The following is a 19428-nucleotide window of genomic DNA, read 5'->3' as shown; positions in this document are numbered from 1 at the left end:
CAGATGAATATTACGCAATTTCAGGAAACGTTATTCCGTCAGGGTGAGCAGTATGGATATACCGATATGGAGATTTACTACTCCGGCAGCCGGGCCATCTCGGTCGTTGTACGCCAGAGTGAAGTGGATACCTACCGGATAACAGAGACGAACGGATTATCTTTTCGCGGAATGATCGGTGGCAAGCTGGGTTATGCCTTTACCGAGAAAATTGCCGAAGATAGTATCGCCTTCCTGCTGGAAGAAGCGGAAGGTAACGCGGCTGTGCTGGAAATGGAAGACGATGATGAATTGTTTGCCGGCTCGGAAAAATATCCGCAGCTGGATACGTATTCTGCCCTGCTTATGCAGACCGATCCGGATACACTGATCGAGGCGGCCAAGACCGTTGAACGTATCGTGCTGGAACAGGATGAGCGGATAGCGATGGTGCGCCAGAGTGCTGCCAGTGTACGCGAGCATGAACTGCTGATTGCCAATACGAGAGGACTGCATTGCCATCAGCAGGATAGCGTTGGCAGTGTAAGTGTCTATCTGCTGGCAGGCGAAGAGCAGGAGACGGTAACCGGAGGCTGGTTTGATTACTCGCTGACCGATTTTTCCCTTATCCGGTTGGAAGAAATCGCTGCGCGCGCCGTAGCCGAAACGGTGTCCAAATTGGGCGCTGCCCCTGTCCCTTCGGATAATTATCCGATTATCTTGCGTGAAGATGCTGCTTCCAATCTGCTGCAGACCCACGCGTCGATCTTCTCGGCAGAAAATGTAGAAAAAGGATTCTCCAGTCTGGTTGGTAAACTGGGTCAGCGTATCGCAGGCAGTAATATTACCCTCATCGATGATCCGCTGATGACTGGAGTGCCTGGCACAAGTGGATTCGATGCCGAAGGGGTAGCTGCGCAGCGCAATGAGCTGATCCATGAAGGAGCGCTGATGACATTCCTCCATAATCGCAAGACAGCAGCCAAAGCAGGCGTCGAGACGACGGGTAACGCAGCCAAAGGCGGTTACAAAGGCAAAATCGGCGTATCTTATCATAATCTCTACCTGGCACCAGGTACACGCAGTCTGGACGAACTCGTTGCTTCGACCGAGCGTGGTATCCTGATCACCGAGCTGCAAGGACTGCACGCCGGAACCAATCCGACAAGTGGCAATTTCTCACTCGCCTGTCTGGGTTATCTGATCGAGAATGGCAACATCAGTCGTCCGGTCAATCAGATCACAGTCTCCGGCAACTTTTACGATCTGCTGGGAGAGGTGGAGGAGCTGGGTAATGATCTGCGTTTTATTGGCAGCTGTACTTCGCCTTCGCTCAAAATTGCTTCGTTGTCGATTTCAGGTTCTTGATCTGACGTGATGGTCGATAGAACCGGGCAATAGATAGAGTTGAATATGGATAGAACAATCAAAAAGCCAGAGCTTCCTGTTGTGGAGCTTTGGCTTTTTAATCTATTCATTCGAATTGGATAGCAGAAAAATTAATTGAATTTGAATAATATCTTAATGGAATTTGAATAATATTTCTCAGAAGCATACCGTCAAATGGTAAAATAAAAGGAACCCTTCATTTTACGGGTAAGCCGCACCAGCCCCATATAATACAAATGTTCAGTACAATAGTCCATTCTGCGCCTATGGGAACCGTTCTATACTGACTGTACATTCAAATGAACGAACGGAGGACGACGATGTATTTACATGGAACGAGCAAGATCAATGAGCAAGGACATCTGGAAATTGGCGGTTGTGATACCGTTGCTCTAAAAGAACAGTATGGCACGCCTTTATATATTATGGACGAACAATTGATTCGTCAGCGCTGTAGAGAATACATGGACGCTTTCCGGGCAACAGGAATGCAGTTCCAGGTGGCTTATGCGAGCAAGGCTTTCTGCACAATGGCCATGTGCCGGATTGTAGAAGAAGAAGGATTGTCACTGGATGTGGTGTCTGATGGCGAACTGTACACAGCGATGCAGGCCGGGTTCCCGGTAGAACGTATTCACTTCCATGGCAATAACAAGACGCCACAAGAGCTGGAACTGGCACTGGATGCCGGAATTGGCTGCTTTGTAGTGGATAATCTGATCGAGCTGCATCTGTTGAATGCTATTGCCGCGGAAAAAGGATTACAGCCCAAAATTCTCCTGCGCGTTACTCCGGGAGTAGAAGCGCATACGCATGAATTTATCTCCACCGGTCAGGAAGATTCCAAGTTCGGCTTTGATATCGGTAACGGTTCGGCGTATGAAGCGGTTGTTCAGGCAGATCAGCTGTCCAGCGTTGAACTACTGGGTCTGCATTCGCATATCGGTTCACAGATTTTTGAAGTTGATGGCTTTGAAGTAGCAGCTCAGCGTGTAGCTGAATTTGCCCGTCAACTGCAGCAGGATAAAGGCATCTACTTCTCTGTTATCAATCTGGGCGGCGGATTCGGCATCCGGTACACCGAGGAAGACAGTCCGCTCCAGGTGGCCGATTATGTGCAAGCCATCGCGAACTCGATTCAGAAAAATTTTGCAGACAGTGATGGCGCGGTACCGCAGATCTGGATTGAGCCAGGTCGCAGTATTGTCGGAGATGCCGGCACAACATTGTATACCGTAGGCACGAGTAAAGACATTCCCGGCATTCGCAAGTATGTATCCGTCGACGGCGGGATGTCGGATAACCCTCGTACAGCCCTGTATGATGCCAAATACGAAGCCGTGATCGCCAATCGTGCCCAGGATGATTCGTCTGAACTGGTATCGGTTGCAGGGAAGTGCTGTGAGAGTGGAGATATGCTGATCTGGGATATTGAACTGGCTCATCCGGTGTCTGGTGATCTGCTCGCTGTCGCTTGTACGGGTGCCTATAATTATTCCATGGCGAGTAATTACAACCGTCTGCGCCGTCCGGCAGTCGTACTGGTTAGTGAAGGCAATAGTGATGTCATTGTCAGCCGGGAGAGTTACGAAGATCTGGTAGGTAATGATCTGGTTCCCGCTCGCCTGCAGGCATCTGCAGCTCTGCGCAGCTAATCATTTGTCGCAGGTTACGCCGTAATTGCTATAATCTTTTGCGTTGAAATGAATTTCATAGTAAACTGGTAGGGTGCTGTGCTGATCGCCTTTGCGGGTATTCAGCATGGCATCCTGTATGTATTTTCAATATACAGCTTGTTGAATAGACTCAATAATGCTGATCCACGAGAGGAGATAGATGAATTATGACAAAACAAGCTAAAATCAAACTTGAAAACGGCGGCGAGGTTGTTATCGATCTGTTCGATCAAGACGCTCCGAACACAGTTGCCAACTTTGAGAAACTGGCAAGTGAAGGTTTCTACAACGGTCTGGTCTTCCACCGCGTTATCCCTGGTTTCGTAGCTCAGGGCGGATGCCCTAATGGTACAGGTACAGGTGGTCCGGGTTACATGATCGATTGCGAAATCAACCCGAACAAACACGAGCGCGGTTCCCTGGCAATGGCTCACGCCGGCCGCAACACAGGCGGAAGCCAGTTCTACATCGCTTACCAACCACAGCCTCACCTGGATGGACAGCACACTGTTTTCGGTAAAGTCGTGAAAGGTATGGAATACGTTGACGCATTCCAGGGCCGCGACAAAATGGAAACTGTTGAAGTTGTAGAAGTATAATTCAGTACGATAATAAACTTATTTTGTCAGTAACTTCTGCTATAGGGGTTGCTGGCGTAACCAAACAGGCTGTCCAGTGTCGCAATGACACCAGACAGCCTGTTTTTTATACTTTTTTGTACGTATAAGATTTATCGGATAGCTGCCACATAGAATTATTCGTTTTTTTGTTTTATTCCTCATTCTGTTCATCCTGTGCCTTTTTGTGTCGCCAATACGATACAACAAAGGACGGTATCAGCAGACAGACAAATACTACTCCACCTATAATCAATGCATCTCTCAAAGGTTCTTTGGGATGGCTGAACCAGACCAGTCCTCCTACAATTAGTCCTGCTGCTGCGGACATCAAAATACTGTAATAATAAGATCCGGGTTTGCGCGGATTCGAAGGGCGATCCATATCCACAGAGATTTTTAAATTGGCATATCCAAGGGTAATCGCCGTCAGCATAAAGACGATCCATACCGGTTGCGCAATCATCTCTTCCAGGCCATAACGTATGAGCGTATACAACAGAATAATACCGATGCCTGCACTTTGCACACCAAAAGCAAGGCGGATATTTCTCAGATTCTGAATGATTAATCGTTCATCTCTAATAGGTCGCATCGTATCTATTCCTCCTTGTCTATCCAAAATAGTTCATCCAGCGATTGATTGACCGCATAACAAATCTCCAGACATAATCGCAAAGTGGGATTATAGCTACCTTTTTCGATCAAACTGATGGTTTGACGAGTGACACCAATCTGGTCAGCCAGTTGCTGCTGGGTAAATCCTGATTGTACGCGAGCGTGCTTCACTCTATTTTCCAAATCATCCACCTCTTATTATATGTAACATATATATTGCATAATGTAAATTATAGTTTACATCTAAGTTAAACATAATAACGTTATGTTTATTTTTGAGGTGATCTGTGCTAATTTATATAACAAGTAACGAGACGACGGTTGGCTCTGTCCCTATGAAGCGTTGAAGTGGCATGTGAATTCTATGTATCCAGGCCAGGAGGTTGAGACAATGCAACATGACACAGATGTACCGCATACACTACTGCTGCGAAAGGCGATGCTGCTAAGCGGTGAACAGGTAGACGTACTGATTACAAACGGAATCATTTCCTTTATTCAATCATCTGCGCTATGGCAGCAGGAAGCTGCGCATCATGAGCCGATTGCGCAGCAGGTAGACTGTGAGGGCTGGTATCTAACCAGTGGTTGGATCGATATGCATGTGCATGCTTATTCGGAATTGTCTCCGTATGGAGATGAGATTGACAAAATTGGTATCAGGCATGGTGTAACGACTATTGTAGATGCAGGCAGCTGTGGAGGAGATGATATTGATGAGCTTCTGCAGCAGGACGAAGGCACACGAACATCGCTGCTGGCTTTTTTGAATATTTCACGGATTGGACTGCGCCGTGTAGATGAACTGTCCAATCTGGAGTGGATTGATGCCGAACAAGTACAGCAGGCTGTAGAGCATTATCCCAATCATATTGTAGGGCTGAAAGCAAGAATCAGCGCCAGTGTGGTACAAGAGCAGGGGATTGAACCACTGCAGCGGGCACGGCAGCTGTCCTCGCAGACGAATCTGCCATTGATGGTACATATCGGTTCAGGTCCGCCCGATATCCGGGAAGTACTGAATCTGCTGAATCACGGAGACATTGTCACGCATTATCTGAATGGCAAATCCAATAATTTGTTTGATACTGCCGGTCAGCCGCTACCGGAATTGACAGCCGCTCTGAAGCGCGGGATTCATCTCGATGTAGGACATGGTTCGGCCAGCTTTTCTTTTCGAGTAGCCGAGCAGGCAAGGGATGCCGGTATTCCGCTGCATACGATCAGCACGGATATTTACCGACGGAATCGGCTGGATGGACCAGTGTATAATATGTCCAACGTCCTGAGTAAATTCCTGTATCTGGGGTATGCACTGACCGATATCATGGAAGCGGTAACGATACATGCAGCCGAGTGGCTGAATCGTCCGGAACTAGCCGGAATGAAGCCGGGTCAGCAAGCGAATCTTACCTTGTTTGCGATGGAGCCGGGGCCGGTTCTGTTAACCGATTCGGAGGGAGAACAGCGGACAGCTGCACAATATATCGAAGCGAAAGGAGTAGTCAAAGATGGAGCATTCTTTGCATGCCAAATACGGACTCAAGCGAGTCATTAATGCCAGTGGGCGCATGAGTATACTCGGTGTATCTGCACCTACAGATACGGTCATGGAGGCGATGAGAACAGGAGGTCAGAGCTACGTGGAGATCGCTGATCTGGTAAATAAAGCGGGTGATTATATCGCCCGGCTGATCGGATCGGAAGCGGCCGTTGTTGTCAATTCGGCATCCAGTGGAATCGCCCTCTCGGTAGCAGCCATAGTCACAGAAGGGAATATCCGGCGCAGCCTGCGGCTTCATCAGGAGCCGATCACCCGTAATGAAATCCTGATGTTCAAAGGCCATAATGTACAGTATGGAGCACCGGTAGAAACAATGGTGTATCTGGGAGGCGGCAAGGTAGTTGAAGTAGGCTATGCCAATGAAGGTCGCGCTGAACATCTGGAAGAAGCGATCAACGAGCATACCGCAGCGATCCTGTATGTAAAATCCCATCATGCGGTGCAGAAAAACATGATTTCGTTTGAAGAAGCATGGGAAGTGGCGCATCGTCATCATATACCGCTGATTATTGACGCGGCTGCCGAGGAAGACTTGCCCAAATATATTCCTTATTCCGATCTGGTCATATTTAGTGGTTCCAAAGCGATCGAAGGACCTACATCCGGGATAGTAGCCGGAAAACGCATATATGTGGAATGGCTCAAAGCCCAGCTGCATGGTATCGGACGAAGTATGAAGGTCGGCAAGGAAACTACATTCGGTCTGCTGCAGGCACTGGATGAATATCAGGACAAACCTGATCGCAGTGAGCAGGAGAAGCAGGCCCTGCAGGATATACTGGTTCCGCTATCCGATCAGCCTGGTATCACGGTCAAGATTGTGCAGGATGAGGCAGGACGGGCTATTTTCCGGGGCAGGGTACATATCGATGCGTCCGTGGCAAAGCTGACTGCGCAGGAAGTGAATGATCGTCTGCGTGAAGGGGAGATTGCTATTTATACGCGGGATTACGGCGTCAAGCAAGGTTATTTTGATATCGATCCGCGTCCGCTGCTGGGAGATGATCTGGAGATCATTGCTGGCCGGATTGGCGAGATTACTGGAGGGTGACCAATGACCAACTTATCCGGAAGATTATACCGCAACCGTGCGGCATTAAATGTGCTGGCAGGCAGCATCGATAATGCAAAACAAATATTCGAAGCTGCGCAGGGGCATGTCGTCGTGGGCGTGCTATCCAAGAATTACCCTGACGCGATAACAGCTGCAGAGGCGATGCAGACCTATGGCGCTGCTATTGAAGATGCTGTATCGATAGGACTTGGAACGGGTGATAACCGTCAGGCAGCAGTCGTCGCCGAGATTGTTCGCAGCTATCCGGGAGCACATATTAATCAGGTATTTCCGGCTGTAGGGGCTACACGGGCGAATCTGGGCAGTAGAGACAGCTGGATCAACAGTCTGGTCTCTCCAAGCGGTCGACCGGGATATGTGAATATTTCGACAGGTCCAGCCAGTGCTGCTGGCAGCGAGCAGGCGATCGTGCCGATCAGGGCAGCAATTGCATTGATTCGCGATATGGGTGGCAATGCGATCAAGTATTTTCCGATGAAAGGTCTGGAACTGGAAGAGGAGTACCGGGCAGTGGCAGCAGCATGTGCCGAAGAACAGTTTGCCCTGGAGCCGACAGGCGGCATCGATCTTGATAATTTTGGAGCTATCGTGCAAATTGCGCTGGAAGCAGGAGTCCCACAGGTCATTCCGCATGTGTATTCTTCGATTATTGATACGCACAGTGGAGATACCATTGTGGAACATGTACAGACTCTGCACCATACACTAACTGGACTAGTGGATCGCTATGCCTGAGATCCCTGCAGATGCACAGACTGGAGCAGGTTGTCGTGTGGCGGCTTTTGGCGAAGTGATGATGCGTCTTCAGGTGCCCGGCTATGAGACGCTGGCACAGGGTAGTGAATTGAAATATACGTTTTCCGGTACTGGGGTGAATATTACATCCGCGCTGTACAGGCTTGGGCATGATGGGTATCTGGTTACCACTTTGCCGTCCAATCCACTGGGTGAAGCGGCTATTGCTTATCTGCGGAGATTGGGGATCTCGACCTCGTTGATTCAGCGAGGTGGCAAGTATATCGGTATGTATTTTCTGGAAAATGGCTTTGGTCCGCGTCCCGGTAGGGTGACGTATACGGATCGTCTGGGCAGCAGCTTTAATACAGCTCATCCGGACCATTATGATGAAGAACAGATTGCCCGGCGAATCGAGCTAATTCATTTTTGCGGTATTACACTGGCTATGAATGATACAGTACGTCAGCAGATGAAGCAGTTGGCTGTAGCTGTACGTCGGCAGAATGGACAGGTCGTCTTCGATTGTAATTACCGTCCGACGCTCTGGGGGAATGACAGCTATGAGATCGCTCGTCCCCATTATGAACAGATGCTGGAGCATGCCGATATCGTCATGATGAACGAACGGGATGCTATAGGCATACTTGGCATGGATACAGCGACAGCAGATCGGCTCGATCAATTAAAACAATTGATTCCACAGGTCGCGAAGAAGTATGATATTGCTGTGATTGCCGGAACTCACCGGGCGATTCATGAGAACAATATGCACTCGCTTCAAGGGTATATTTACAAGAACGGCACATTTGTCTTTTCCCAAATCCTCACGTTCCCGGTACATGACCGGATCGGAGCGGGCGATGCCTATACGGCTGGTATTATTCATGGACAGTTGACGGGTATGGATATGCAGCAGATGGCTGATTATGCAGCGACCGCAGCGATGCTGGCTCATACGGTGACTGGAGATACTCCCGTCTCAACCGATATGGAGATTCGGCAGGCCATGATGATGCAGGGCAGGGATGTAGACAGGTGACAAGCAGAAAGGCAGGGACATTTCATGTCCATTACGCGAAAAAAAGGACCTCTCTATTTACAGGTCAAGAAAATTATTAAAGATCGCATTCTTCATGGCGTCTATCCAATGGGCACTACGATTCCTTCCGAGCCGCAATTGGAAAGTGAATTTGGGGTTAGTAAAATGACTGTACGCAATGCAGTTCAGGAGCTGGCTCAGGAAGGGTACGTGGAAAAGCGAAGCGGCGTCGGAACGACTGTTATCCGCAATACATCCCTTTCCCGATTATCCAAAGGCAAACGCTTTACCGAACTGCTGGTAGAAGAAGGTCACCAGATTCGCAAGCAGTTGCTGCATTCGGTCTGGATCAACAATGAACCGGATAGCGAGATCTATCGTCTGTTCGGACCGCGTTGTCTCAAAGTAGAGCGGCTGTACTGGCTGGATGAGCAGCCTTATATTCATTATGTGAATTATCTGGCGCCGGTATTCCCTGTCTCACTGGAATTGAAAGGGCTGGAGCTGCAATCAATGTATGATCTGATCGAGGATTATGGAATTGAGCTGCATAACTTCAAAGACAGCTTTACAGTAGGTACGGCAAATTTTGCAACCGAGTCACTGCTGCGTGTGGAAGAGAACACAGCTCTGCTGCAGCGGCTGCGGTATTCCTATGATACCGACGGCAATCTGATCGAATACAGCAAAGGCTTTTACAATACAGAGCTTCAGCATTATCTGGTCAATTATGATGTGTAAGATGCTATGCCTACTGCAATAACAAAACTTGTTAAGTGAACAATGAAAAGATACACACCAAGCCGGACTTCAGCGTAGAAGTGCGGCTTGGCGTGTATTTTGTAATACATTTAATGAATACCAGGTTCGGTCAGAAACAGCTCTTCGACTATTTATATCTGCCATTTATATTGCTTCTCTTCCTGATGTTATATCTGTACATACCATCTCATATTCATATAAAAAAATGGATGAGCTGAGTCACGGTCATTTCGGTGCATACAAGCTGATCGTACCTGTACTCTCATCTGCACTGACAAACAGGTTGCGTCCGTTTACCCGGTGAATTCCTTCCGGTGACTCACCGGCTGTTGGAATCAGTCCCTGGTATACCGGCTTGACCGGATCGCTAATATCGAAGAACAGGATCGCATCTGCACGTTCTGAAGCGACTGCCAGTACGGGCTTGCCGTTAACCGTTGAAGTTGTCAGATTCTCTACTTCGCTGCCTTTATTCGGACTGCGATCATCCGGGTACAGACCGGCTTCAGCGGTAGCATGGTCAATTAGATTGCCGCTGTCGTAGACCCGTTTGCCCTGCAGATCCCATACTGCAATATTACGACCTCCTGCTTTAACGCCATCCTTGAATTCATTTTTGCCGAGATCTCCTTCGTTGGCCGTGAACAGATACTGTCCATCCGGAGAGAATACAATCCCATCCGGTTCATAACGTCCGGTCATGGTGCTTGTAAAAGATACTTTGCCATCTTCCTTCAGATCCGCTGCATGCCGGGTCGTTCCCAGAGCAAACATACGCGTGATCTGCTTGCTATCCAGGTCAACCAGAGCAATTACATTATTTTCTTGCAAAGTAACAGCTGCCATCGTGCCTGTATTATTGATCGCCACGTATTCGGGCTGCGGTTCATGAGGGTATACAGCTCCGGGTACAGTGCTCAGATCCACCGGCAGATCAGTAATCGCACCTTCCAGCGGGTTGGCATCCGTAAATTGTACCACGGTAATGCTGCCGGGACGCTTGGCTTTGGGATAATCGAATTCTTCGGTTGCAGGATCAAGCTCCTCATCTTCAATAGCAATTACTGCATAAGTACCGTCTTTGGAAATAGCGATCGAATCCGGTCCAATACCGAGTGGATACGTTTTGGCAATTTTGTACGTATTCATATCCACAACGGCAAGAATGCCTGGATTAGCCTCGTTTTTATTATCACCTGTGCGGATAACGGCCAGTGCATATTGTCCATCAGGCATAACAGCTACACTGGTCACTTCTGCTTCAAGTGAAAGAGAGGTGAAGCTCACGGTTTTAACTGCACGGACTTTGTTGATATTGGCGATATTCAGGATAGTAATACTGCCTTTATCCGCTTCGGTTACGACAAGACGCTTGCCATCGGGTGTGGAAGAAGCAATCTCTGCTTTGCCTGAAGGCATCTGGAAAGAGCTGGCAAGCCTATAGCCACTTTTATTTTGTTTTTGGAGTACTGCTTGTTGCAGGAGAGACATCGTTTTCTCTGATACGTGCAGCGTCCCTTTTTCGAATACAGGCGCGGTATCCAGCTTCACCGGACTGCCTGCGAGCATCCCGGTTGTACTGCCTGAGCGAAGGGAGAAAGTAACCCCGGCGACGCTGACCGAAGCTTTTTGCGCTTTTGCATTCCAGCTGATCTTGCCCTGCATGTTCTGTACAGCTGTGCGCAGTGGAATCAGCTCCTCTTTTGCCGACGCTGTTGTTCCGCCTATCCAGAGACTGCCTATTAATAGGGCTGCCGTCGTCCATATAGCCAGCTGCCTGTTTGGTTTCTTATGTAATTGGTTCCATTTCATTTTCTCTGTATCCCCTTTGTGGTATATAAATTTACCGACGTACATATACTGCCAATAGTGATTTCGTCCATGTGCTGCTTGTTTACAGGCAAGCAGTATGATCAGTTGATCAATTGGCTGCGATACCCTTATACCGTCCTGATTCCCTCATGTAGTCTACTGGGTCAATATGCACGCTATGTCAAAGCAGATCAACTGGTTTGTAAAACTTGGATTATGCTAAAATGACAGTACATCATACTACATACGGATCTAGAGCCGTAACCAAAGGGAGAGTAAACATGCCGGGAACTCTATTTATCAATGGACGATTTAACCAACTCACCGGACTACCAGTGGGAGCAGATGCGATCTATAGCGAGAACGGCTATATTCGGACAATAGACAGCACTGATGAATTAAGGCTCCAGCTGACAGGCAAGGACTATACTACCGTGGATTGGCAGGGTAATTGGGTACTTCCCGGACTGGTCGATTCCCATATGCATTTGTCCATGCACGGAATGAAGCTGTCCATGCTGGACTTTTCGGATGTACGCTCGAGGGAAGAGATGCTGCACCTGATCCGCGAGCGGGTTAATATCACCCCAGCCGGAGAATGGATTCTGGGTCTGAACTGGAACGAAAATGCATTTACTCCGGCGGTTCCGCCTCTTCGCCGGGAGCTGGATGAGATCACAACCGATCATCCAATCTATCTGACTCGTACCTGTTTCCATGCCTATCTGGCTAATAGTGAAGCTTTTCGCCGTGCAGGTGTAACAGCAGCTACTCCGGATCCCCAGTCCGGTGCTTATGGACGGGATGAAGCGGGAGAATTGAATGGCTGGGTGTATGAGGAAGCCAATATGGCGTTTGCGGCGGTACAGCCCGAACCCGATTATTCAACCCGCAAAGATGCGATCCGGCGTGCCTGTGAAGATGGACTTCGTCTGGGATTGACCGGAGCGCATACGGAAGATCTGCGCTTTCTCGGCAGTATAGATACCATGCGCCGGATCTACCGTGAGCTGCGGGAAGAAGGATTGAATTTCCGCAGCCACCAGCTTATTTACTATACACATCTGGATGAAGCCGAAGCGCTCGGTGTGCGTGCCGGAGACGGAGACGAATGGATGCGCATCGGCGCAGCCAAGATTTTCTCCGATGGTGCGATAGGCGGCAGAACAGCGCTGCTTCGGCAGCCTTATAGTGATGCGCCTGCTACCAAAGGGCTGGCGATCCATCCGCAGGAGCGCTTGAATGAAATTACTGCACGTGCCCGCAGTCTCGGCTTCCCGATTGCCGTGCATGCCATTGGCGACGGAGCTGCCGATATGACGTTGTCGGCGATGGAAGCTTATCCGCTGCAGGGAATCAGTCATTTGCCGGATCGATTTATTCATGCACAGGTATTGGATGCTTCATTGCTTGAGCGGATGACCCGGCTGCAGATGATCGCCGATATTCAGCCGCGATTTGTAGCGAGTGACTTCCCATGGGTAATGGATCGGGTAGGACCCGAGCGCACACAATATCTCTATGCCTGGAAAAAAATGCTCGATGCAGGTGTGGTATGTGCCGGTGGCAGCGATGCGCCGATCGAGCCGCTGAATCCACTGCTTGGTCTGCATGCAGCTGTGACTCGGCGCAGACCCGATATGGCACAACCGGTAGAAGGATATCTACCGCAAGAACGACTCAGTATTCATGAAGCGGTACAGCTGTTTACGACTGGCAGTGCAGCTGCAGTAGCCGAACAGGATCATCGCGGTTCCATAGCGGTAGGCAAAGCAGCCGACTTTACCGTACTGGATCGTGATCTCTACGAAAATGCCGATACACTGCATCAGGCGCAGGTACGTATGACCGTTGTAAATGGAATGGTGGGATTTCAAAATTAATTAACGAATTGTAATTGATAAATTGTGGCAGATAGCAGCAGATTCCAACCACGTCTATAAATCTTAAATACAAGATATCTTGATTTTTGCCTGCACAGATGATATGATTTCACCATCGCACTGCAAAGTGGCAGCGCGAGTCAATTACAAACTCAATAATATATTTATCCTCGGGGCGGGGTGAAATTCCCCACCGGCGGTGTTGAGACGATCAGAGACACACTTGTGTTTCCTTGATCAGTCTCTCAGTCCGTGACCCGTAATCTGTGCCTGATGGCTGGATACGGTGGATCTGGTGAGAATCCGGAGCCGACAGTATAGTCTGGATGGGAGAGGAAAGAGAGTACCTCCGTATAGAGCGGTAGTACTTCATTTGTTATTCATTATGCATAAGGTAATGGTTTTATTTGCAATGTCATTTTTCGACTTGGTCGTAAGAGATTGCAAGGTAGAACATCTGCTGGATTAGCCGTGCAACTGCTGCTATGGCAGAACCTTATTCGCTGTACATGAAATGTGCTGGAACCATAAATTCAGTCCATATGTATTTGCTGTATCCGTTTGTCAGTTGAATGACAATGGAAGGCTTTTACCTGTATTTTTGCCATGGACTGCGTACAATCAGCATATCTGTACTGTGAGTGAATAACTCTTATATTCCTGTCTTACACATCGCCCCGTAAATCTGGCATTTTGCCGGTTTGCGGGGCTTTTTAGTAGCTGCATAAGGTGAGATTGTCTGTTTTTTATAATTTTGTTACTATGTTATGAATAGTAACCGTATATACAGGATCTGCAAAATGTACAGGTACCCTCTACTCTAGTGGTATGATACCGATTTGGCAGCAAGTCATGGATATATACGAAATCGATCCAGCAGAATGATCTACTCACCCAAAGGAGCTTCGAAAATGAATATATTAAATGATGAGTTTTATATGTCTCTTGCACTGGATATGGCAGAAAAAGCCCAGGGACAAACCGATATCAATCCGGTGGTTGGCTGCGTCGTGGTCAAAGACGGCCGTATTGTCGGCATGGGAGCCCATCTGAGACGGGGCACCGGACATGCTGAAGTACATGCTCTCAATATGGCAGGTGCAGAAGCGGAAGGATCTACAGCCTATGTGACACTTGAGCCGTGCAGTCATTATGGCAAGACACCTCCATGCAGCGATCGTCTGATCAAAGAGAAGGTCCAGCGTGTCGTAGTGGCAGCGGTAGACCCCAATCCGCAGGTAGCCGGTTCCGGTATCGAGCGTTTGCGCAGCCACGGTATTGAAGTCGTAACTGGTGTATTGGCTGACCGTTCGGAACGTCTGAACGAGACCTTTAACAAATATATTACGACCGGTCTGCCATTTGTTACGCTGAAGACAGCCAGTACGCTCGATGGACGTCTTGCTTCCCGGACAGGAGATAGCAAATGGATCTCGAATAGTGATGCCCGTGAACGTGTACATGGTATGCGCCATCGTCATCAAGGCATAATGGTCGGCATTGGTACTGTACTCGCGGATGATCCGGAGCTGACTACCCGTACAGCGACACCCGGCATTAATCCGGTACGGATCGTAATCGATTCACAGCTCCGTATTCCCGATCAGGCCCGGCTGCTGAATACCGATCAGGCGGATACGATAATAGTGACGACTACACAAGCAGATCCGGTTCGCATAAGTCAGCTGGAGAATAGAGGTATACGAATTCTCCGCTGTGGCGAGGGTCCCCAAGTAGACCTGACGCTGGCCATGCGAATGCTGGGAGAGCAGGAGATTTCTTCTATTCTGTTGGAAGGTGGCGGACGGCTCAATGGCTCTATGCTGGAAGCCGGTCTGGTGGATCGGGTCACTTTGTTTTTCGCACCAAAGCTGATCGGTGGCAGTATGTCGACGTTTACTTTTGACGGATTCGAGAAAATGAATCAGGCGGTAACCCTGGAGCAGGTAGAAGTGGAGACGCTGGATGACAATGTCTGTATCAGCGGACGTACTCGTTATCATCATCTGTAAATGATCGGAATCGCAATAGATGCAGCCTGCTGGCTGCACTTCTGTTGCACATGTAATTCCAAGTATTCATATCCATTTATATATATTTACCATGGACGTTTACTGTACATCCCTATGTACTGATAAGAAGGCAGTGTGAAGTAAAGGAGGATACCGATGTTTACCGGATTAATTGAAGAAATAGGTACTCTTAAACGTAGCGAACGCCGGGGAGAGACAATGGTGCTCGGCATTACCGCTTCACGTATCATGCCTGGTCTGGCAATCGGCGACAGTGTCTCATGTAATGGAGTCTGCCTAACGGTTACTTCGATAGCAGGTTCTCTGTTTACCGTCGATGTCATGCCGGAGACGCATCGCTTGTCCAGTCTCAAGGATCTGCGTTCCGGCAGCCCGATTAATCTGGAGCGGGCTATGGCAGCGAATGGAAGATTTGGCGGCCATATCGTTCAGGGGCATGTCGATGGTACAGCTGTTGTCGAACATGTGGAACATAACCAGAATGCTGTTGTATTTCAGATCAAGCCGCAGGATAATTCCCTGTTTCGCTATATTATTCCCAAAGGTTCTGTCGCCGTGGATGGAATCAGTCTGACTGTCGTCGCAGTCATAAATGATATGTTCACGATCTCGATTATTCCGCATACCCTCAAAGAAACCGTGCTTGCCCATCGCAAGCCGGGAGACACGGTAAACCTGGAATGCGATGTACTGGGGAAATATGTGGAGCATATGCTGCAGTATCGTTCCTCTTCACCGAATGATGCGCAGCAGAGTCCCAAATCAGCACTGACAGCGAATTTTTTGCAGGAAAACGGTTATATGTAGTCTGCCGTTATTTCTTGCTTTCGAATTATATGTATATACATGAAGGAGGTCGACATCATGGATAATGAACTTTCCGGATTGGATCGGATTGAAGAAGCACTCCAGGATTTGCAGCAGGGCAAGGTCGTCATTGTCGTCGATGATGAAGATCGGGAGAATGAAGGTGACTTTATCGCACTGGCCGATCATGCTTCTCCGCAGGTAATTAACTTTATGGTGACCGAAGGCAGGGGGCTGGTATGCCTGCCGATCACCGCAGAGCGCGCCGAGGAATTGCAGCTGCAGCCAATGGTTGCCCAGAATACGGATTACCACGGTACAGCCTTTACCGTATCGGTCGACCATGTGAGCACATCGACAGGTATCTCAGCCCACGAACGCTCCATGACTGCTCAGGCTATTACCGATCCGGCTGCAGGCCCCGAGCATTTCCGTCGTCCGGGTCATATGTTCCCGCTAATCGCCAATACCGGCGGTGTCCTGTCAAGACCTGGCCATACCGAGGCTGCTATCGATCTCGCCCGTCTCTGCGGAGCATCTCCTGCAGGAGTAATCTGCGAAATCATGAACGAAGACGGCACCATGGCACGCCTGGATCAGCTACGCAGCATAGCTACCAAACACAACCTAAAACTCATCAGCATCCAGGCCCTGATCACCTATTTACAAAAAAACACCAGCTCCACCCCAAACAACCCAGCATAACCAACAGTGCCGTTCTGTTAAATCAAACCAGGATCAATCGCTAGCATTCAAAAACCCATTAAATAACTTTATACAATCCCTAAACACCTATCACTCTATTAAAATTGCACCACCATCAGCAAAATCAACTAATCCTTACCCACCATACCAGCAAACCCGGCAAGCAGCGCAGCGCCCTTGCCACCCTACCTGCCGCACCATCTTTTTTCGGGAGTCAGGCAGTTGATCCAGATGCACGGAGCGAGGGGAAAGGAATGATCCACAAGGCCGACATTTAAGAATGGATATCGACTGCGAGAGCAGTCTTTCCAGATATCCATTCTTAACCGGAGGCCGGTGGATCATCCTTTTCCCGAGCGGACCCATCACAGAGCACAGACTGTTCTCCCACTAACCCCAATCGAAATGAGGAATTTAACCATGGCTAACATTTTTGAAGGACATTTAGTATCGCAGGATCTGAAATTCGGTATCGTCGTTGCCCGTTTTAACGAGTTCATCACCAGCAAGCTGCTAAGCGGCGCACTGGATGCACTGCAGCGTCATGGCACACCGCAGGATAATGTGGATGTTGCCTGGGTACCCGGTGCTTTTGAGATCCCGTTGATTGCTCAGAAAATGGCTGAATCCGGCAAATATGACGCTGTCATCACTCTCGGTACCGTTATCCGCGGTTCAACGTCCCATTACGACTATGTCTGCAACGAAGTAGCCAAAGGCGTATCCGCGATCAATCTGAAAACTGGCGTACCGGTTATCTTTGGTGTAGTAACGACAGAGAATATCGAGCAGGCTATCGAGCGTGCAGGTACCAAAGCGGGCAACAAAGGTTGGGATTCCGCCAATGCGGCGATTGAGATGGCGAATCTGTCCAAACAGCTCAAATAATTACTGAATAGTAGCGAATTTCCCGAAAAGAGGCTATCCTGAAAAGGATTAGGCCTCTTTTTTGCTGAATATGTATAGTCATAGCCATACATTAAGGATAAAATAAGGTTTGTATGTTAAGCTTGTCGATGCTGCTGCCCATGCGCTCTGACTCTAGAGGAAATATGCATTTCGGCAGGAGCGTAACGAATGAATCCCATTAAAGGAGTGTGCCTGTGACTGTACTGTACAAACTGGAAACGTTTGAAGGGCCGCTCGATTTGCTGCTTCATCTAATTGACGAATCGGAAATTGACATCCAGAACATTCCGATCAGTGAAATCACGGAACAGTATCTGGAGTATCTTCATAGTATGAAGGAGCTTGAGCTTGAAGTGACGAGCGAGTTCCTCGTGATGGCAGCAACGCTGCTGTCGATCAAAAGCAAGCTGCTGCTGCCAAGACCGCCAGTTATGGAGATGGATGATTTTGATTATTATGAGGAAGAAGATCTGGACCCTCGTGCAGAGCTGGTACGCAAGCTCGTCGAGTACCGCAAGTACAAGGGAATTGCCGGACATCTGCGCGAGCGAGAGGAAGAACGGAGCCTGATTTTCACCAAGGAACCCGAAGACCTCAAACCGTTTACCGCCAAAGTCAATTACAATCCGGTGGAAGGCCTGCATACGATGGACCTGGTGGAAGCATTCCGCAAGGCACTCCGCAGAGCGAGCCGGAGAACACAGATTACCCGTATCCAGCGAGACGAGATTTCGGTCAAAGATCGGATTCGTCAGGTAGCCAACCGCTTTTTGGCGCTGGAAAAAGGAGAGAACTTGTTATTCTCCAAACTGCTGGATCAGGAAATGTATCGCCATGAGATTGTTGTGACCTTCTTGGCTATACTGGAAATGATGAAAATGAAGCAGATTGCCTGTTATCAGAGCCAGCTCTTTGATGACATTGTGATGGAGTGGAGAGGAGAAATAAGCATTAATGAAGTCCCAGAAGTTGAAAGCAGTTATTGAAGGCATGCTGTTCCTCTCGGGTGAAGAGGGACTGAATGTCAAACAGATCGCCGAAGTGACCGATCAGACAGTACAGACGGTACAGATCGCAATTGACGAACTGCAGGCGGATCTCAAAAAAGCCCGCCGTGGTATTCAGATTATTCATATTGCCGGCAGCTATCAGTTGTCTACCCTGCCGGCGCATGCTTCTTATTATGAAAAGCTGGCGGAATCGCCCAATCGTTCTTCGCTATCTCAGGCTGCGCTGGAGACGCTGTCGATTGTTGCTTATCGGCAGCCGATCACACGTGTGGAGATTGAAGAGATTCGTGGAGTCAAATCGGAGCGACCTATTTATACACTGGTCAACAAAGATCTGATTCAGGAAGTAGGTCGCGCAGAAGCGATCGGACGTCCCATACTGTATGGAACAACCAAAGCCTTTCTCGATTATTTCGGTCTGAGCGGACTGAGAGAACTGCCGGATGCTGCCCTGTTCGAGGATGAGGGGGATCTGGAAGAGGAGACCCAGCTGCTGTTCAATCGTCTGGAAGAACAGACGTATAATGAAGATATTCCGGCACTTGAAGAACTGGGTGAGGAATTGATCGAAGCGGCTGAAGAAGCACTATCTGAAGCAGAAGCCGAATCGGCGCTGCCTCATAATGATGAAGATTCCAAAGCCTGAAGAATACGTATAACTACAAAAGCAGATCTGCCAGCATTCATATTGGCGGATCTGCTTTTGTGTTTTTCAGAATCCATATTCCACGAATAAGACCGGTTCTTCTGCTATCAACGACAGTATCAATTTAATTTGATTATTGGTTCCAGTCATAGTAAGGTGTAGGCAT

18 protein-coding genes and 1 riboswitch are annotated in these 19428 nt (G+C 48.7%); of the genes, 15 read left to right on the top strand and 3 right to left on the bottom strand.

Annotated elements, in window-relative coordinates; genetic code table 11:
* The first annotated feature begins 3 nt into the window (after positions 1-3).
* The 3 genes from WH46_RS11125 (at position 4) to WH46_RS11115 (ending at position 3643) form a co-directional block, all read left to right on the top strand.
* Positions 4-1347 (top strand): TldD/PmbA family protein, encoded by a 1344-nt coding sequence (locus tag WH46_RS11125; RefSeq protein WP_046226734.1) that lies wholly within the window; start codon positions 4-6, stop codon positions 1345-1347.
* A 341-nt stretch (positions 1348-1688) separates the two neighbouring features.
* Positions 1689-3023, top strand: coding sequence for a diaminopimelate decarboxylase (gene lysA, locus WH46_RS11120; protein WP_046226733.1), 1335 nt, complete (start codon positions 1689-1691; stop codon positions 3021-3023).
* Positions 3024-3211: 188 nt separating this feature from the next.
* On the top strand, positions 3212-3643 hold the full coding sequence (locus tag WH46_RS11115; protein WP_017814352.1) for a peptidylprolyl isomerase: 432 nt from the start codon (positions 3212-3214) through the stop codon (positions 3641-3643).
* A gap of 172 nt (positions 3644-3815) precedes the next feature.
* On the opposite strand, the gene WH46_RS11110 is transcribed toward WH46_RS11115, so the two are convergent.
* Both WH46_RS11110 and WH46_RS11105 read right to left on the bottom strand, forming a co-directional pair.
* On the bottom strand, positions 3816-4256 hold the full coding sequence (locus WH46_RS11110; RefSeq protein WP_046226732.1) for a hypothetical protein: 441 nt from the start codon (positions 4254-4256) through the stop codon (positions 3816-3818).
* 5 nt (positions 4257-4261) lie between these two features.
* Positions 4262-4462 (bottom strand): helix-turn-helix transcriptional regulator, encoded by a 201-nt coding sequence (locus WH46_RS11105; RefSeq protein ID WP_046226731.1) that lies wholly within the window; start codon positions 4460-4462, stop codon positions 4262-4264.
* Between the two features lie 208 nt (positions 4463-4670).
* Between WH46_RS11105 and WH46_RS11100 the strand changes: the two genes are divergently transcribed.
* The 5 genes from WH46_RS11100 to WH46_RS11080 are packed head-to-tail and all read left to right on the top strand — an operon-like array spanning position 4671 to position 9436.
* A complete protein-coding gene (locus WH46_RS11100) occupies positions 4671-5837 on the top strand; it encodes an amidohydrolase/deacetylase family metallohydrolase (protein ID WP_046226730.1) in 1167 nt (388 codons plus the stop codon).
* Positions 5791-6894, top strand: coding sequence for a DgaE family pyridoxal phosphate-dependent ammonia lyase (locus tag WH46_RS11095; protein ID WP_046226729.1), 1104 nt, complete (start codon positions 5791-5793; stop codon positions 6892-6894). The genes WH46_RS11100 and WH46_RS11095 overlap by 47 nt, the downstream gene beginning before the upstream one ends.
* Before the next feature lie 3 nt (positions 6895-6897).
* Entirely contained in the window at positions 6898-7653 is a 756-nt protein-coding gene (gene dagF / locus WH46_RS11090) for a 2-dehydro-3-deoxy-phosphogluconate aldolase (protein ID WP_046226728.1), read from the top strand.
* On the top strand, positions 7646-8695 hold the full coding sequence (locus WH46_RS11085; protein WP_046226727.1) for a sugar kinase: 1050 nt from the start codon (positions 7646-7648) through the stop codon (positions 8693-8695). Before dagF ends, WH46_RS11085 begins: the two co-directional genes overlap by 8 nt.
* Before the next feature lie 24 nt (positions 8696-8719).
* A complete protein-coding gene (locus WH46_RS11080) occupies positions 8720-9436 on the top strand; it encodes a GntR family transcriptional regulator (RefSeq protein ID WP_017814359.1) in 717 nt (238 codons plus the stop codon).
* 246 nt (positions 9437-9682) lie between these two features.
* Here WH46_RS11080 and WH46_RS11075 read toward each other — a convergent pair whose 3' ends face one another.
* On the bottom strand, positions 9683-11269 hold the full coding sequence (locus WH46_RS11075) for a choice-of-anchor I domain-containing protein (RefSeq protein WP_046226726.1): 1587 nt from the start codon (positions 11267-11269) through the stop codon (positions 9683-9685).
* Positions 11270-11550: 281 nt separating this feature from the next.
* On the opposite strand from WH46_RS11075, the gene WH46_RS11070 reads away from it, so the two are divergent.
* From WH46_RS11070 to scpB, 7 genes are all read left to right on the top strand, one after another.
* Positions 11551-13152: an amidohydrolase gene (locus WH46_RS11070; RefSeq protein WP_231584324.1), complete on the top strand. Its 1602-nt coding sequence runs from the start codon at positions 11551-11553 to the stop codon at positions 13150-13152.
* 162 nt (positions 13153-13314) lie between these two features.
* A riboswitch (FMN riboswitch) is annotated at positions 13315-13494 on the top strand.
* A gap of 569 nt (positions 13495-14063) precedes the next feature.
* Positions 14064-15164: a bifunctional diaminohydroxyphosphoribosylaminopyrimidine deaminase/5-amino-6-(5-phosphoribosylamino)uracil reductase RibD gene (ribD, locus tag WH46_RS11065; RefSeq protein WP_046226725.1), complete on the top strand. Its 1101-nt coding sequence runs from the start codon at positions 14064-14066 to the stop codon at positions 15162-15164.
* A 156-nt stretch (positions 15165-15320) separates the two neighbouring features.
* Positions 15321-15992, top strand: a complete 672-nt coding sequence (ribE, locus tag WH46_RS11060; protein ID WP_046226724.1) for a riboflavin synthase — start codon at positions 15321-15323, stop codon at positions 15990-15992.
* A 57-nt stretch (positions 15993-16049) separates the two neighbouring features.
* Positions 16050-16697 (top strand): 3,4-dihydroxy-2-butanone-4-phosphate synthase, encoded by a 648-nt coding sequence (gene ribB, locus WH46_RS11055; RefSeq protein WP_017814364.1) that lies wholly within the window; start codon positions 16050-16052, stop codon positions 16695-16697.
* Between the two features lie 420 nt (positions 16698-17117).
* Positions 17118-17585, top strand: a complete 468-nt coding sequence (gene ribH / locus WH46_RS11050) for a 6,7-dimethyl-8-ribityllumazine synthase (protein ID WP_017814365.1) — start codon at positions 17118-17120, stop codon at positions 17583-17585.
* A gap of 215 nt (positions 17586-17800) precedes the next feature.
* Positions 17801-18592 (top strand): segregation and condensation protein A, encoded by a 792-nt coding sequence (locus WH46_RS11045; protein ID WP_017814366.1) that lies wholly within the window; start codon positions 17801-17803, stop codon positions 18590-18592.
* On the top strand, positions 18561-19262 hold the full coding sequence (gene scpB, locus WH46_RS11040; protein ID WP_046226723.1) for an SMC-Scp complex subunit ScpB: 702 nt from the start codon (positions 18561-18563) through the stop codon (positions 19260-19262). Before WH46_RS11045 ends, scpB begins: the two co-directional genes overlap by 32 nt.
* Positions 19263-19428 lie beyond the last annotated feature (166 nt).

The sequence above is a fragment of the Paenibacillus dauci genome (assembly GCF_000971985.1).
Lineage (GTDB): Bacteria > Bacillota > Bacilli > Paenibacillales > Paenibacillaceae > Saccharibacillus > Saccharibacillus dauci.
This window is presented reverse-complemented; position numbering and strand designations above follow the sequence as displayed.